General features: G+C 72.4%; 13 protein-coding genes. 6 read left to right on the plus strand and 7 right to left on the minus strand.

The features are described 5' to 3' along the window. Window positions 1-45 precede the first annotated feature (45 nt). Both AC3ANS_RS20210 and AC3ANS_RS20215 read left to right on the plus strand, forming a co-directional pair. Window positions 46-888, plus strand: coding sequence for a hypothetical protein (locus AC3ANS_RS20210; RefSeq protein WP_488293367.1), 843 nt, complete (start codon window positions 46-48; stop codon window positions 886-888). Next, complete coding sequence (locus tag AC3ANS_RS20215; RefSeq protein WP_488293368.1) at window positions 888-2,009, plus strand: fumarylacetoacetate hydrolase family protein; 1,122 nt, start codon at window positions 888-890, stop codon at window positions 2,007-2,009. The genes AC3ANS_RS20210 and AC3ANS_RS20215 overlap by 1 nt, the downstream gene beginning before the upstream one ends. Here AC3ANS_RS20215 and mptB read toward each other — a convergent pair. Continuing rightward, window positions 1,931-3,514 (minus strand): polyprenol phosphomannose-dependent alpha 1,6 mannosyltransferase MptB, encoded by a 1,584-nt coding sequence (gene mptB, locus AC3ANS_RS20220; RefSeq protein WP_488293369.1) that lies wholly within the window; start codon window positions 3,512-3,514, stop codon window positions 1,931-1,933. The two genes, AC3ANS_RS20215 and mptB, sit on opposite strands and share 79 nt — an antisense overlap. Before the next feature lie 99 nt (window positions 3,515-3,613). On the opposite strand from mptB, the gene AC3ANS_RS20225 reads away from it, so the two are divergent. Together AC3ANS_RS20225 and AC3ANS_RS20230 are read left to right on the plus strand one after the other, a co-directional pair. Further along, on the plus strand, window positions 3,614-5,065 hold the full coding sequence (locus AC3ANS_RS20225; RefSeq protein ID WP_488293370.1) for an FAD-dependent monooxygenase: 1,452 nt from the start codon (window positions 3,614-3,616) through the stop codon (window positions 5,063-5,065). Between the two features lie 9 nt (window positions 5,066-5,074). Next, window positions 5,075-5,542, plus strand: coding sequence for a nitroreductase family deazaflavin-dependent oxidoreductase (locus tag AC3ANS_RS20230; protein ID WP_488293371.1), 468 nt, complete (start codon window positions 5,075-5,077; stop codon window positions 5,540-5,542). Window positions 5,543-5,557: 15 nt separating this feature from the next. Here AC3ANS_RS20230 and AC3ANS_RS20235 read toward each other — a convergent pair whose 3' ends face one another. Continuing rightward, window positions 5,558-7,333, minus strand: coding sequence for a chloride channel protein (locus AC3ANS_RS20235; protein WP_488293372.1), 1,776 nt, complete (start codon window positions 7,331-7,333; stop codon window positions 5,558-5,560). Window positions 7,334-7,394: 61 nt separating this feature from the next. On the opposite strand from AC3ANS_RS20235, the gene AC3ANS_RS20240 reads away from it, so the two are divergent. Together AC3ANS_RS20240 and AC3ANS_RS20245 are read left to right on the plus strand one after the other, a co-directional pair. Then, complete coding sequence (locus AC3ANS_RS20240) at window positions 7,395-7,868, plus strand: MarR family winged helix-turn-helix transcriptional regulator (RefSeq protein ID WP_488293373.1); 474 nt, start codon at window positions 7,395-7,397, stop codon at window positions 7,866-7,868. Window positions 7,869-7,880: 12 nt separating this feature from the next. Continuing rightward, on the plus strand, window positions 7,881-8,822 hold the full coding sequence (locus tag AC3ANS_RS20245) for a metallophosphoesterase (protein WP_488293374.1): 942 nt from the start codon (window positions 7,881-7,883) through the stop codon (window positions 8,820-8,822). A gap of 6 nt (window positions 8,823-8,828) precedes the next feature. On the opposite strand, the gene arcC is transcribed toward AC3ANS_RS20245, so the two are convergent. The 5 genes from arcC to AC3ANS_RS20270 form a co-directional block, all read right to left on the minus strand. Next, entirely contained in the window at window positions 8,829-9,824 is a 996-nt protein-coding gene (gene arcC, locus AC3ANS_RS20250) for a carbamate kinase (protein WP_488293375.1), read from the minus strand. Window positions 9,825-9,835: 11 nt separating this feature from the next. Further along, the gene (gene ptcA / locus AC3ANS_RS20255; RefSeq protein WP_488293376.1) at window positions 9,836-10,894 is read right to left on the minus strand and encodes a putrescine carbamoyltransferase; all 1,059 of its coding nucleotides are present in this window, start codon (window positions 10,892-10,894) and stop codon (window positions 9,836-9,838) included. 95 nt (window positions 10,895-10,989) lie between these two features. Then, the gene (gene aguA, locus AC3ANS_RS20260) at window positions 10,990-12,123 is read right to left on the minus strand and encodes an agmatine deiminase (RefSeq protein ID WP_488293377.1); all 1,134 of its coding nucleotides are present in this window, start codon (window positions 12,121-12,123) and stop codon (window positions 10,990-10,992) included. Between the two features lie 14 nt (window positions 12,124-12,137). After that, window positions 12,138-13,619 (minus strand): APC family permease, encoded by a 1,482-nt coding sequence (locus AC3ANS_RS20265; RefSeq protein WP_488293378.1) that lies wholly within the window; start codon window positions 13,617-13,619, stop codon window positions 12,138-12,140. A 304-nt stretch (window positions 13,620-13,923) separates the two neighbouring features. Next, entirely contained in the window at window positions 13,924-14,568 is a 645-nt protein-coding gene (locus AC3ANS_RS20270) for a TetR/AcrR family transcriptional regulator (RefSeq protein WP_488293379.1), read from the minus strand. Between the last annotated feature and the right edge of the window lie 103 nt (window positions 14,569-14,671).

Here is a 14,671-nt window from a genome sequence, read left to right on the forward strand (position 1 = left end):
CGAACGCATTCGTCCGCTATGCGCCTGCTGGCTAGAGTAGCCAGCGTGTCAACGGAACCCGCTCCGCCCGCGATGGGCGCCGCCTGGCGCGGCCTGGTCGACGACGCCGCGATCTTCCCGCCGGGGGACGCCCCCCTCGCGGAGGCGACCGCGGCACACCTCGCCCGCCGCTCGCAGCCGTACGCCGACCTCGTCGGGACGTTCGTCGCGAAGGACACCGACCTCCCCGCGCTCAAGGCCACGCCCCTGGCCCTCTCGGTCGTGGTGACCGGGGGCGCGGGCGCCATCGCCGGCGTCGCGACCCTGTCCCGCAAGCTGCACCTCGCGGTCGAGGGCATCGAGATCGCGCTGCGCGACCTCGACGACCTGAGCGGCAACACCCGCCGGGTGGGAGCCGCCGTCGACGCCGCCCGGGCCGAGGGACAGCTCGACGACCACGTGCCGGTCTACGTCGAGCTGCCCGCCCACGCGTCGCGGACGGCATGGCTCGCCGCGGCCGACGAGGTCGCGTCCCGCGAGTTCCGGCTCAAGCTCCGCACGGGCGGTCTCGACGCGTCGGCGTACCCCACCGCGGGCACGCTGGCGGCCTGGGTGGACGCCGCCCTGGACCGCGAGACCCCGTTCAAGTGCACCGCCGGCCTGCACCGGGCCCTGCGGCACACGGGCGAGGAAGGGTTCGAGCACCACGGGTTCCTCAACCTCCTGGTCGCGACGCGGCAGGCCTGGGACGGCGCGTCCCCCGACGAGGTGGCCGCCACCTTGGAGGAGCGCTCCGCGGAAGCCCTCGACACCGCCGACCTCGACTGCGCTCGCCGCTGGTTCACCTCGTTCGGATCGTGCTCGGTCGACGAGCCGCTCGACGACCTCGTGCGGCTGGGGCTGGTCTGATGGACGGCTTCGGTCCCAACCACCTGCCGTACGGCGTGTTCTCCGTCGGCGGCGGGGCTCCCCGGGTCGGGGTGCGGGTCGACGACGACGCGGGCTCCTGGATGCTCGACCTGTTCGAGGCGACCGGTCGCCCTGAGCTGGAGGCCCCGTCGCTCAACGCGTTCATGGCGCTGGGCCCCGACGCCTGGCGCGAGACCCGCGAGCAGGCGACCGAGCTGGCCGGGTCGCTGCGGCACGGCGTACCCCTCGCGGACGTGACGCTGCACCTGCCGTTCGAGGTCGCCGACTACGTCGACTTCTACGCCAGCGAGCACCACGCGACCAACGTGGGCCGGATCTTCCGGCCCGACGGCGAGGCGCTGCTGCCGAACTGGAAGCACCTGCCGGTCGGCTACCACGGTCGCGCCGGCACCGTGGTGCCCTCGGGCACCCCGATCGTGCGACCGACCGGGCAGCGCCGCGGCGCCGAGACACCGGCGTTCGGACCCTCCACCCGCCTCGACATCGAGGCGGAGCTCGGGTTCGTGGTCGGCGTGGGCTCCGAGCTCGGCTCGCGGGTGTCGTACGACGCGTTCGCCGACCACGTGTTCGGCGTGGTCGGGCTCAACGACTGGTCCGCGCGCGACATCCAGGCGTGGGAGTACGTGCCGCTCGGCCCCTTCCTCGGCAAGTCGTTCGCGACGTCGGTCTCCCACTGGGTCACCCCGACCCAGGCGCTGGACGCCGCATGGGTCGACCTGCCCGGCCAGGACCCGGAACCCTTGCCCTACCTGGGTCCTGGTGCCACGAAGGGCCTCGACATCGACGTCGAGATCGAGGTCAACGGCGAGGTCGTCAGCCGCCCGCCGTACCGCACGATGTACTGGTCACCGGCGCAGATGCTCGCCCACCTGACCGTCAACGGCGCCAGCCTGCGCACCGGCGACCTGTTCGCCTCGGGGACGATCAGCGGCCCCGAGCCCGGCCAGCGCGGATCTCTGCTGGAGCTGGGCTGGGGCGCCGACGACGCGTTCCTCGACGACGGCGACGAGGTCGTGCTCCGCTACACCGCGCCCGGCACGTGCGGTGACCGGATCAGGCTGGGCGAGGTCGCCGGGGTCGTCGAGCCGGCCCGGGTCTGAGCCACCACGACAGCCGGGTGCTCCGGCTCGATCAGCACCGGCGGGTCGGGCTGCTGCACGGGGATCCACTCCGCGCTGACGATCCGCTCGATCCGGGTCCGCGCCCGGCGGGTCAGCAGGAGCAGCGGCACCAGGCCCGCGACCAGCATGCTGCCGAGGACGATCGCGTAGTAGGCGTCGTGCAGCGAGGAGTCCATCGGGGCGACCAGCCCGAAGACCGTCGACACCGCGAGCAGGCCGGCCATCGCGACCCGGGGCAGCCGGACGGACGCGAGGAACGGCACCACCCAGAGCAGGTACCACAGGTGCACGACCGGGCCGAGGAGCACGGTCACGCCGACCACGACCGCCACCGCCTCGAGAGCGCGCGCCCGGTGGCCGGCCGGCCAGCGCAGCGCGACGGTGACCACCGAGATCAGCGTGACCGCCGTACCCACCTGGCGGACGATCCCCAGGAAGGTCGCCGGCGCCGTCCCCAGGCCGAGCACCGTGGCCAGCCAGTCGAGCACGCCGCCGGCCAGGGTCGTCGCCGACAGCGGGGTGTTGACCGTGCCGGGCACCCCGAGCGCGTGCACCCAACCACTGCCGAGGCCGGTCACGAGCCCGAGGGCCAGCAGCATGCCGACGGAGACCAGGCCGGCACCGGCGAGCCGGCGCACCCGCACGCTCAGGGACGCGGCCAGCGGCAGCGTCACGAGCGCCACGCCGACGCACACCAGGCCACCGGGCAGCTTGACCGCGGCGGCCAGCCCACCGACCAGCGCCCCGGCGACCCAGCCGCGCTCGGCGGCGACGACCAGGGCCACCGCCATCAGCCCGACCATCAGCAGGTCGTTGTGCAAGCCACCCACGCCGTTGGCGAGCATCAGCGGTGACACCAGCACGACGGCCGAGGCGAGCGCGGGGTTGACGCCGCTCCACTCCGCGAGCCGCGGCACCGCCCACGCGAGCAGGGCGAGACCGACGAGCGCGACGCAGCGGTGACCGATCACCAGGACCCAGGGGTTGCCGGTGACCCCGGCCGCGGCGTCGCCGAAGGCCAGCGGCAGCGGCCCGTACGGCGTCACCGTGGTCATCCAGCGCGGATCGACGGCCTGCGCGATCGGCAGCCCGGAGAGGATCCCGGGCCCGTACTCGTACGGCGAGATCCCGAGGTGCGCGAGCATGCCCTGCGCGGCGTACGACCAGCCGTCACGGGAGAACAGCGGCGGCGCCAGGACCAGCGGCGCACTCCACACGACCGCGGCGTGCCGGACGAGGTTCACGGCGTCCTCGCGGTCGGCGCCCTCGGCGAGCGCGACGTGCCGGCACAGCGAGAGCCACTGGGCGGCGAGGATGCCGAGCCCGGCGAGAACGGTCGCCAGACCCACCATCCGGCCGGCCTCGGCTCCGCGGAAGTCCACCAGGACCTCCTGGCTCATCAGCCAGGTCGAGCCGGGAAGGGTGGACACGACCAGCCCACCCACCAGGACCAGGACACTGCCGATGAAGCCACGAGTCAGCACGTGGGCACGGTAGGAAGCGGGCCCGACGCCGAGGCGAACGGCAAAGGACGCCGCGGCGTACTCCGGACGAGCAGGTGATCGCAGGTCTACCGTGCCTGCATGTACGACGGGCCTCCGGTCGTGGTCGTCGGGAACGGGCCGGTCGGCCAGACGACCGCGCTGCTCCTGGCCCGCTGGGGCATCCCGGTGCTCGTGCTCGACACGGCACCGCACCGGGTCGCGGCCGGGTCCCGCTCGATCTGCCAGCAGCGGGACGTCCTCGACATCTGGGACTCGGCCGGCGTCGGGCGCCGGATCGCGGCCGAGGGCGTCACCTGGCGGGTCGCCCGCACGTTCTTCCGCGAGCACGAGCTGTTCCACGTGGCGTTCACCGACAGCGACAGCAGCCCGTTCCCACCGTGGGTCAACATCGCGCAGAGCCGCGTCGAGCAGGTCCTCGACGAGCAGATCGCCCGCACGCCCGCGATCGAGGTGCGCTGGGGCACGACGGTCACCGGCATCACCGATCACGGGTCGGGCGTCACCGTGCACACCGACCGGGGCCCGGTGGAGGCGCCGTACGTCGTGGGGTGCGCGGGCGCCCACGGCCAGGTCGTGCGAGACGCCGTCGGCGCCGCCTTCGCGGGGCGCTCCTTCGACGACCGGTTCCTCATCTGCGACGTGCGCTGCGACCTGCCCGACCGGCTGCTCGAGCGGCGCTTCCACTTCGACCCGGCCTGGAACCCGGGCCGCCAGGTGCTGATCCATCCCTGCCCGGACTCGGTGTTCCGCATCGACTGGCAGGTGGCGCCCGGCACGGACCTCGAGACCGAACGGGCCTCGGGCGTCCTCGACGCGCGGGTCCGGCAGGTGGTGGGCGACGCCCGGTTCGAGATCGTCTGGTCCACGATCTACCGCTTCCACTCCCGGGTCGCCACGCGGATGGCGCGCGGTCGCGTGCTGCTGGCCGGCGACGCGGGGCACCTGGTGGCACCGTTCGGTGCCCGAGGCCTCAACTCCGGCGTCGCCGACGCGGAGAACGCGGCCTGGCGGGTCGCGTTCGCCCTGCACGGGTGGGGACCGGCGGCGCCGGCGGCGGCGTACGACCGGGAACGCCGGGCCGCCGCCCTGGAGAACCTCGAGATCACCACCCGCACCATGGACTTCCTGGTGCCGCAGACCGATCAGGGGCGCGCGCACCGCCAGGACGTGCTGGAGCGAGCGCTCACCGACCCGCGGGCCAGGTCGCTGATCGACTCGGGCCGGCTGTACGCACCGCACCGGTACGGCGCCGACCCGCACCCTGCGGTCGGAGCACTCCTCCCCGACCGTGTCGTCGACGGCGTGCGGCTGCGCGAGCTGGCCAGGCGCGGACTGCTGGTGCTCGCGCGGGACACCGTCGCCGCTCCGCGGGCCGAGGTGCCCTGGTCAGCCGTCACGGTGCCGGACGACGTGGCCGAGGAGCTGGGCATCCGCGCGCGAGAGGTGTGGGTCGTGCGGCCCGACGCGCACGTCGCTGCGGTCGTGGCGGCCGACGGCGTGACAGGCATCCTGCACGCGGTGCTGGGCTAACCTCCGCGCATGGGCCTGCTCACTCCCCTCGCGATCCGCATCGGGGCGATCCCGTGGATGCCGAAGCTGCTCCCGCAGATCGTCTGGACCGACCGCCGGCTGCAGCGCGCCTCGGGTGGCCGGGTGAGCATCCTGGACGTCGCCGGGCTGCCGAACCTGACGCTCACGGTCGTGGGCCGCAAGAGCGGCATCCCGCGCAGCACCCCGCTGCTGTGCGTGCCCCACGGCGACGCATGGCTGATCGCGGGCTCCTACTTCGGCGGCCCCGAGATGCCGGTGTGGGTGCACAACCTCCGCGCCGCCGGCGAGGCAGAGATCACCTGGAAGCGCGACCGGGTCCCGGTGACTGCCCGCGAGGTGGAGGGCGAGGAGCGCGCCCGGATGTGGCAGGTGATGCTCGCGACCTGGCCCAACTTCGCCAAGTACGAGGAGCGCACCGACCGGGTGATCCCGGTCTTCCTCCTCACTCGTCGCTGACGGCGGTCCGCTCGCTCAGGCGATGGCGGGCTCGGCCGAGCGCCGGATGACGTCGAGCACCTGGCGGTGGGCGAGCCACCCCACCAACCGGGTGCCGTCGTCGGCCACGACCGGGAGCGCGTGGCTCTCGGCGCGGTCCAGTGCGTCGAGGGCATCGTCGAGGGTGTCGCTCTCCGCGATCACCGGCAACCGCTCGACGACGTCCCCCGCCGAGACGGTGTCGTGCTCGCCGTCGGCCAGGGTCTCGGCCACCGTGCGGGCGGTCAGCACGCCCACATACCGCCCGCTCGCGTCGACCACCGGGACCAGGTCGGCCGTCGCCAGCTCCAGAGCGGGTACGGCGTCCAGGAGCGGCGTGCCCTCACCGATCACCCTGTCCACCGGCGTCATCACCGCCCCGACCGCGGTGGTGGTCAGCGCCACGGCGTGCGGGTGCGCCGAGAGGTCGATGCCGCGGCGGCGGAGCTTGAGGGTGTAGATCGAGTCGGCGGAGACCACATGGCTGATGCCGGTCGCGAGGACGATCGCGGCCATCAGCGGGAGGATGATGGAGTACTCCCCGGTGAGCTCGAACATGATCACCACCGCGGTGATCGGCGCACGGGCGGCGCCGGCGAACACCGCGCCCATCCCGATCAGCCCGTAGGCTCCGGCCGACCCGACGAGACCGGGGACGAGCGCATGCGCGCTCTCGCCGAACGCCGAGCCGAGCATCGCGCCGATGAAGAGGCTCGGCGCGAAGACCCCGCCGGACCCGCCGATGCCGATCGTGAGACTGGTCGCGAGCATCTTGCCGCCGAGCAGGATCAGGAGGAAGGCCACGGTGTAGGCGCCCGCCACTCCGTCGCCGAGGACCGGGTAGCCCACGCCGTACATCTCGGGAAGCACCAGCAGGAGCAGCCCGAGCAGCAGCCCGCCGGCCGCTGGGCGCAGCCACTCCGGCCCCCGCCAGATCCGGTCACAGCCGTCCTCGACCGCATAGAGGACCCGGGTGAACAGCACGCCGACCAGCCCGGCGAGCAGGCCGAGAAGCGCGAAGAGCAGGTACTCCTCCGGGTGCTGGACGGTGAACGTCGGCAGGTCGAGGAACGGGTCGTCCCCCAGCACGGCTCGACCGATGACGCTCGCGGTCACCGACGAGAGCACCACCATGCCGAAGCTGCGCGTGGCGAAGTCCGCGAGGATCAGCTCCATCGCGAAGAACACACCGGCGAGGGGCGCGTTGAAGGTCGCCGCGATGCCGCCGGCGGCCCCGCAGGCCACCAGCACGCGCATCCGGCCCTCGGCCACGCCCACGACCCGGCCGACGGTCGAGCCCAGGGCCGACCCGATCTGGACGATCGGACCCTCTCGCCCGACCGATCCGCCACCCCCGATGCAGAGCGCGGAGGCGCACGCCTTGACCAGGGCGACCCGCGGACGGATCCGACCGCCGCGACGGGCGACGGCGTACATCACCTCCGGGACCCCGTGTCCTCGCGCCTCTCGGGCGAACGCGTGCACCAGCGGGCCGTAGAGGAGACCGGCGAGGACGGGCACGCCGACGACGAACCACGGCCCGAGCGCGGGCAACCAGGGGTGCGCCGGATGCCCCGCCCCGGCGTAGTCCTCCTGACCGCTGAACAGGCGTGTGAACGCGATGATCAGCCAACGGAAGGCCACCGCCCCGAGACCCGCTCCGGCGCCGACGGCCAGCGAGAGCGCCAGCAGCCCCGTGTCCGACGCGCGCAGCGCGCCGAGGGCGCCCTCAGGACGGATCCGCTGGGCCTGTCGGGGGAAGGGGGAAGACATCGGTGCAGTATGCAATAGTTGCACTGTGCATGACAAAGCAAGGCGCGATGCAGACCGTCTGGTGTCCGGCGACGACCTCGTCACCACGCTGCTCGCCGCCTCCCGGGTGCTGATCGGCGTTGCCGCGAGGTCACTCGCCGCCGTCGAGGACCACGTCACCGTCACCCAGTTCCGCACCCTGGTGGTCCTCTCGGCCCACGGGGTGATCAGGCAGGGCGCGCTCGCGGAGCACCTGGGCGTCAACGCGTCGACGACGCAGCGCATGATCGACCGCCTCGAGGACGGCGGGCTCGTGGATCGGCGCCCGAACCCGGAGAGCAGACGCGAGGTACTGGTGAGCCTGACCGACGAGGGCCGCAGCATCGTCGAGGAGGTCACCCGGGTGCGCCGACGAGAGATCAGGCGCATCGCCCGCCGGATGCCGCCGACCCAACGCGCCGCCGCCGTCGATGCGCTCCGGTCCTTCGCGGCGGCCGCCGGCGAGGACGACCCCGCGGTCGGCAGCCTGTGGGGTTGGTCGCTCGAGACTGGGTGAGCGGCCGGTAGCGTGGGTGCCGTGCAGTTCGGCCAGTACCCCGCTCCCGGACACGTGATCGCCCACCTCAGCGACCCACACCTCCTCGCCGGGGGCCTGCGGCAGTACGGCGTGATCGACACCGAGGAGGGTCTCCGGGTCGCGCTGGCGCGGCTCTCCCGGCTCGACCTCCCGCCCCAGGCGCTGGTGTTCACCGGTGACCTGGCCGACAAGGGCGAGCCCGCGGCCTACGCCCGGCTGCGCGAGATCGTCGAGCCTGCGGCCGCCGCGATGGGCGCGGAGGTCGTGTGGGTGATGGGCAACCACGACGAGCGGGCGGCGTACGCGCGCGGGCTCTTCGACACCGACAGCGACCTGCCCCAGGACCGCGTGCACGACGTCGCCGGCCTGCGGATCGTGTCGCTCGACACCAGCGTGCCCGGCTACCACCACGGGGAGCTCACCGACGACCAGCTCGGCTGGCTCGCCGACGTCCTGGCCACGCCGGCACCCCACGGCACGCTGCTCGCACTGCACCACCCGCCGATCCCGATCCCGATGATGCCGGCCGCCGACGTCATCGAGCTGCTCGACCAGCAGCGGCTGGCCGACGTCCTCACCGGCACCGACGTGCGCGGCATCCTCGGCGGACACCTGCACTACTCGACGTGCTCGACGTTCGCCGGCATCCCCGTGTCCGTCGCGTCCGCCACCTGCTACACCTCCGACCCGGCGCCGGTCGAGCGCTTCGTGTCCGGGGTCGACGGCCACCAGGCGGTGACGATGGTGCACGTGTACGCCGACCGCGTGGTGCACACGATCGTGCCGCTCGCGCCCGCGCCGGAGGTGAGCGGCTTCCCGTCCGACGTCCGCGCCCAGGTCGAGGCGCTCACCCCCGAGCAGCGCCGGGACCTGCTGTCCCGCAAGGACTCCCCGCTCTACACCGGCGAGGCGGAGGTGCCGGGGCGCACCTGAGGGTCCTCAGGCGAGAACGGTCACCCGCTCCGCCGCGTCGGCGCGCTCGCGCTGCTCGGGCGAGCCGTCGTGGATCAGCGTGCCGCTCTGGCCGCGCACCGCCTCCGGGGCCTTGTCCAGCGAGCAGATCACGGCCCGGCGACCTGCGCGGGCCTCGACGAACTCGACGGCGGCCTCGACCTTGGGCCTCATCGACCCGGCACCGAACTGCCCCTCGGCGAGGTGCCGCCTGGCGGTCGCCACGTCCATCCGGTCCAGGTCGCGCTGCCGCGGGGTGCCGAAGTCGACGGCGACCCGGTCGACGGCCGTGAGGATGAACAGCTGGTCGGCACCCACGACGTCCGCCAGGCGCGCCGAGGCGAAGTCCTTGTCGACGACGGCCGCCACCCCGTGCAGGTCACCGTCGTCGCCGCGCACGACCGGGACGCCACCGCCACCGCACGCGACCACGATGAACTCGTGGTCCAGCAGGTCGAGGATGGAGTCCCGCTCGACGATGCCGAGCGGGCGCGGGGAGGGCACCACGCGCCGCCAGCCGCGGCCGGCGTCCTCGACGAGGACGAGGTCGGCCCGCTCCCTCATCACCACCCGGGCACCCGCCTCGTCGTAGAACCGGCCGATCGGCTTGGTCGGGTGCGCGAACGCCGGGTCACCCCTGCTGACCTCGACCTGGGTGACGACGGTGGCCACGTGCCAGGGCATCCGCTGGCGCCGCAGCTCCGCGGCGATCGCCTGCTGGAGGTGGTATCCGATGTAGCCCTGGCTCATGGCCGTGCACTCGGCCAGCTCCATCACCGGGACGTGCGGGTCCTGCTGGGCTGCGACGTCGAAAGCCAGGTTGATGGCCCCGACCTGCGGCCCGTTGCCGTGGGACACGACGATCTCGTGCCCCTCGGCGATCAGCCCGACCAGCGGCGGAGCAGCGCGGGCGATGGCCGCCCGCTGCCCTGCGGGCGTGTCGCCCAGGGCGTTGCCGCCCAGGGCGATCACGATCCTCGACACGACGGCGGGCCTCAGCGGGCGGTCGCGGGGGTGACCGCGAACGTCGTACGGCCCTCGAGCCCGGCGAGCCGGACCTCCAGCTCCGTGCGGGCGATGGCGACCTCGACCGGGTCCGGGGTCGCGGGGCGCAGGAAGTACGCCAGCAGCGCCCGCTGCGCGGTCAGCCGGTTGCCGGCCTGCTCGAAGGCGAGCGACCGGTCGGAGTCGAGGACGTCGTCGGTGACCTCCTCACCGCGCGAGGCGGGCAGGCAGTGCAGGAACTGCGCCTGCGGGCCGGCGAGGTCCATCAGGGCGCTGTTGACCTGGTAGGTCGGCATGAAGACCGCCAGCCGCTCCTCCTCGGACAGCTCGGCCTCGTAGAGGCCGTACCAGACGTCGGTGTAGACGAAGTCCGCGCCCGCTACGGCCGCCCGGTCGGTGGTGACGGTGACGCTCCCGCCCGAGACCGCGGCGTTGGCCCGGCCGATCTCCTGCATCGCGACGCTCAGCTGGTAGCCCTCCGGGCCGACGTGCACGAACTCCATGCCCATCTTGGTGGTGATCATCATCAGCGAGGCGCAGACCTGGGTGGCGTCTCCCAGGAACGCGACCTTGCAGTCCTCGAGCCGCTTGCCGTCGGGCAGGTGCTCGATCATCGTCGTCAGGTCGCCGATCTCCTGGGTCGGGTGGTTGTAGTCCGACATCCCGTTGATCACCGGAATGTTGGCGCACCGGGCGAGGTCGAGCACGGTCTGGTGCCGCTCCACCCGGGCCATCAAGATGTCGACCAGGTAGGACAGCACCCGACCGGTGTCCTCGATGGTCTCGTGGCCGCCGAGCTGGATCTGGCCGGGCGCGAGGTACTGCGCGTGGCCGCCCAGCTGGGTCATCGCGGTCTCGAAGGAGACGCGAGTGCGGGTGGAGGACTGCTCGAAGATCATCCCGAGGGTGCGCCCGGCCAGGAGCGGCGGGCAGTAGCCCGCCTGGACGCAGCGCTTCAGGGCGAGGCCGAGGTGGACGATGTCGAGCAGCTGGTCCTTGGTGAGGTCCTGGGTGTCGACGAAGTCCGTCGGACGGTCGGTGGTGGGCATGGCGAAGCCTTCCGTTCGGTCCGGGGGTCCGGAGCGGGAGTGGTCCGCGGCGGCCGTGTGCCGCGGCGGGTGGGTGGTGGTGTGGGACCCAGACGTCAGCGGCCGGACGGCTGCTGCTGGGTGATGCAGTGCACGTTGCCGCCGCCGAGGAGGATCTCCCGGCCCGGGACGGTCAGCACCCGGCGTGGCGCGAACATCTGCTCGTACGCCGCGACCGCGGCCGCGTCGTGCGGGTCGTCGAAGACGGGGAGCACGACGACGTCGTTGCCGATGTAGGAGTTGACGTACGACCCGGCCAGCCGGTCCCCGGCCGTGCGGGGCAGCGTGCCGTCGACCGCGTCGACGCCGGCCGCCTCCGCCTCGGTGATCTCGATCGGTCCGGGCTGGTGCAGCTTGACGACCTCGAACGAGCGCCCCCGAGCGTCGGTCTCGGCCTCGAGGATGCGCAGCGCGGCCAGCGACCGCTCGTACTGCGGGTCGGCCTCGTCGTCGGTCCAGGTGAGCATCACCCGAGCCGGCCCGACGAACCGGCAGAAGTTGTCGACATGACCGTTCGTCTCGTCGAGGTAGACGCCGTACGGCAGCCAGACCACCTTCTCGACGCCCAGGTAGTCGCACAGGTGCTGGGCGATCTGGTCCTTCGTCAGGTCCGGGTTGCGGCCGGCCGACAGCAGGCACTCCTCGGTGACCAGCACCGTGCCCTCGCCGTCGACGTCGATCGACCCTCCCTCGAGCACCAGCGGCGCCTTGTAGCGCCCGAGACCCTCGAGATCGAGGACCTTGCGGGCGACCGCGTCGTCGTCGGTCCAGGGGAAGTACAGCCCGTCGACCAGGCCACCCCAGGCGTTGAAGTCCCAGTCGGTGCCGCGGACCTCGCCGTCGGGGCCGACCACGAACGTCGGGCCGCTGTCGCGCAACCAGGAGTCGTCGTACGACATCTCGACGACGCGGACGTGGTCGGGCAGGTGGTGGCGGGCGTTGCCGTACTGGTCGTGGGAGACGAGCACGGTGACCTGCTCGGTGGTCGCGATCGCCTCGGCGACCTGGGTGAAGACCGCCTGGGCCGGCTTGCCGCCCAGACGCCAGTTGTCGGGACGTTCGGGCCAGGCGAGCCAGCAGCCGGCGTGGTCGGCCCACTCCGCGGGCATCCGGAAACCGTCGGCGGCCGGGGTGGAGTCGATGGCGAGTGCGCCGTGAGTGGCGACGGGCGCTTCGAGGGTGGTGGTCATGGGTGATCAGTCCTTCAGGTGAGGTCGTGGGTGTCGAGGGCGCGGGCACCGGACAACGCCCGCTCGGCGGCGCGCTCCTGGGTCCACAGCGGGGCGCGCCGGCAGAAGATCTCCTGGATCACGACGGTGACGACCAGGCCGACGGCGATCGAGCCGGTCACCTTCATCGAGAAGTCCCAGGGGTCGCAGACGAAGAACGCCGCGGCAAGGACGAGCAGGACGGTCGGGACCCAGGCGGTGAGGAGCTCGACGACCTGGCCGCCCGGCACCCGGTAGGGGCGCGGCCGGTCGGGATCGCTCACCCGGAGCTTGCGGAACGCCAGCATCATCACGATGTAGGGCAGCAGGAAGATCACCGAGGAGAACGCGAAGAGGTTCCAGAAAAGGTCGTCGACCGCGCCGTCGGTCAGGGAGAAGAGCGCGGCGTACCCGACGGTGAAGACGGTCCCGACGACCGAGCACAGCAGGGCCGCACCGGTCGGGGTCTGGCGCACGGGGTGCGTGCGGGCGAAGACCTTCGGCAGGTCACCCTGCTGCGCCGACTCCGCCGCGGCGATGTTGGCGCCGATCGTCCACGGGATCAGGCAGGCGAAGAAGCAGAACAGCGAGCCGACGCCGAGCGTCCAGACGACCACGTCGGCGGCCGCGGAGTCACCGAAGCCGAGCCGCAGGATGTCCATCAGGCCGGTGGTCTCGGAGATGTCGCCGGCCGGCTGGATCACCTGCATGCCCACGGTGGCGATCAGGTAGAACCCGCCGATGAGCACGCCGGCGATCGCGATCGTCCGCGGCACGTCGCGCTTCGGGTTGGCCATCTGGGTCGAGGCCGACGACATCAGCTCGAAGCCCAGGAAGTTGTAGATGATGATCGGCAGCGCCAGAGCGAGCGCCTCGCCGCCGCCGCTGGGCAGCATGGAGTCGGCGGTCCACGAGGTCGCCGAGCCGTCGCGGACGCCGAAGACGACGGCGGCGATCCCGATCGCCACGATCACCAGGACGGTGACGCCCGCGCCCAGGTTGGAGACCCAGGTGCCGGTCTCGAGACTGCGCGCGTTCACCCAGTAGTTGAGCCAGATCAGCACGACGGTGATCGCGACCTGCACCCAGAAGTTGAGGTCCCCGTCGAAGAACATCGACGAGATGGTCCCCGAGAACATCAGGTAGACGCTCGGGACCCACAACGCGACGTTCAGCCAGTACCACCAGGACACCCGCGTGCCCCAGCGGTTGCCGAAGGCGCGCACCACCCAGGCGTAGATCCCGCCCGCCTCCGGGTAGCTCGACCCGAGCTCGCTGGTCACCAGGCTGTAGGGAAGGAAGAACAGCACGATGATCGCGATCGTCCAGAAGATCGCGGTCGGCCCGACCGACGCGGTGACGGTCAGCTGCGAGAGGAGCAGCATGGCGCAGACCGAGAACAGCACCATGTCGAACATCCGGAACGCCGGTCGGGTGGTGGTCCCGGTGCTCGGTGGCGACTCGGACAGTGCGGTCATGACGGCTCCTTCGACGGCACGCCACAGAGTTCATCGGTCGTCCTGGCCCCGGTCCTGAGAATCCTGGAGCGATCGGTGGCGGTGGGCGTGGCACCTCGACCGACGTGCCCCGGCCGTCGTACGACGGCGGGCCGGGGTCACCCTGATGGACGATCAATCTTGTACGACCGTACAAGTATTCTCCGAGGTGCCCCCAGGGACCTTCGTCCCGTCTTGACGGGATGGTTCGACCGATCCTCCGGCGATCACGGGCACACGCACGCCAGATCACGCGAAAGGGAGAGGCCTGCCGAACGGCCGCCGGTCAGGGCTGGACGCAGAGGCGAGCCACGACGACCCGCAGCTGGTCGGACAGGCGCGCCAGACCGAGCGTCTGGTTCGACGCCTCCTCCAGCATCAGGCCGTCGATCAGCGTGGCCACGATCTGCACCGCCTGGGCCCGCGGGACGGCAGGGTCGGTGGGCGGCAGGACGCGGTCGGTCAGGCCGGCGATCATGTCCGACCATGCCAGCGTGAGGTCGCGCACCGCGGGGTTCCGGGTCGCCTCGAGGAACATCTCGAACAGCGCCAGGTCGTACAGCGGGTCCGCGACCGTCTTGTCGAAGAACATCTCCGCCAGCAAGGCGACCGAGGTGTCCACCGTGAGCGGCCCGTCGAAGGCGTCGACGACGGCCGCCAGCCGCTCCGCCTCGATCTCGACCGCGTGCTCCATCGTGCGCCGGATCAGGTCGTCACGGTCCGCGAAGTAGTAGGTCGTCGACCCCAGGGGCACCCCGGCCGCCTCGGCGAGTGCACGGTGGGTGAGGGCACTGAGCCCGCCGGTCCCGATGAGCCGCACCGCGGCGTCCAGGATCTGCCGGATCCGCTCCCGCCCCCGGGACTGCCGCGTCGGAGACTCACGGCCCGGAGACTCACGGCCCGGAGACTCGGACACCGAGCCTGAGGACATGACGGCGAACCCTTCGCGGACGTGGACCTGCAGCGCCCACCACCGGGGCGTCAGCCGGGATCAGACTATCCCCCGGGACGCGGCCGGACCGGCGCGGGACGGC

It is taken from the genome of Nocardia sp. 149-1B (assembly GCF_057747975.1).

Bases quoted from the DNA above. Each gene is read 5' to 3' on its own strand.
- AC3ANS_RS20215 (WP_488293368.1), top strand. From the start codon at position 888: ATGGACGGCTTCGGTCCCAACCACCTGCCGTACGGCGTGTTCTCCGTC.
- AC3ANS_RS20225 (WP_488293370.1), top strand. From the start codon at position 3,614: ATGTACGACGGGCCTCCGGTCGTGGTCGTCGGGAACGGGCCGGTCGGC.
- AC3ANS_RS20230 (WP_488293371.1), top strand. From the start codon at position 5,075: ATGGGCCTGCTCACTCCCCTCGCGATCCGCATCGGGGCGATCCCGTGG.
- AC3ANS_RS20235 (WP_488293372.1), bottom strand. From the start codon at position 7,333: ATGTCTTCCCCCTTCCCCCGACAGGCCCAGCGGATCCGTCCTGAGGGC.
- ptcA (WP_488293376.1), bottom strand. From the start codon at position 10,894: ATGCCCACCACCGACCGTCCGACGGACTTCGTCGACACCCAGGACCTC.
- aguA (WP_488293377.1), bottom strand. From the start codon at position 12,123: ATGACCACCACCCTCGAAGCGCCCGTCGCCACTCACGGCGCACTCGCC.
- AC3ANS_RS20265 (WP_488293378.1), bottom strand. From the start codon at position 13,619: ATGACCGCACTGTCCGAGTCGCCACCGAGCACCGGGACCACCACCCGA.
- AC3ANS_RS20270 (WP_488293379.1), bottom strand. From the start codon at position 14,568: ATGTCCTCAGGCTCGGTGTCCGAGTCTCCGGGCCGTGAGTCTCCGGGC.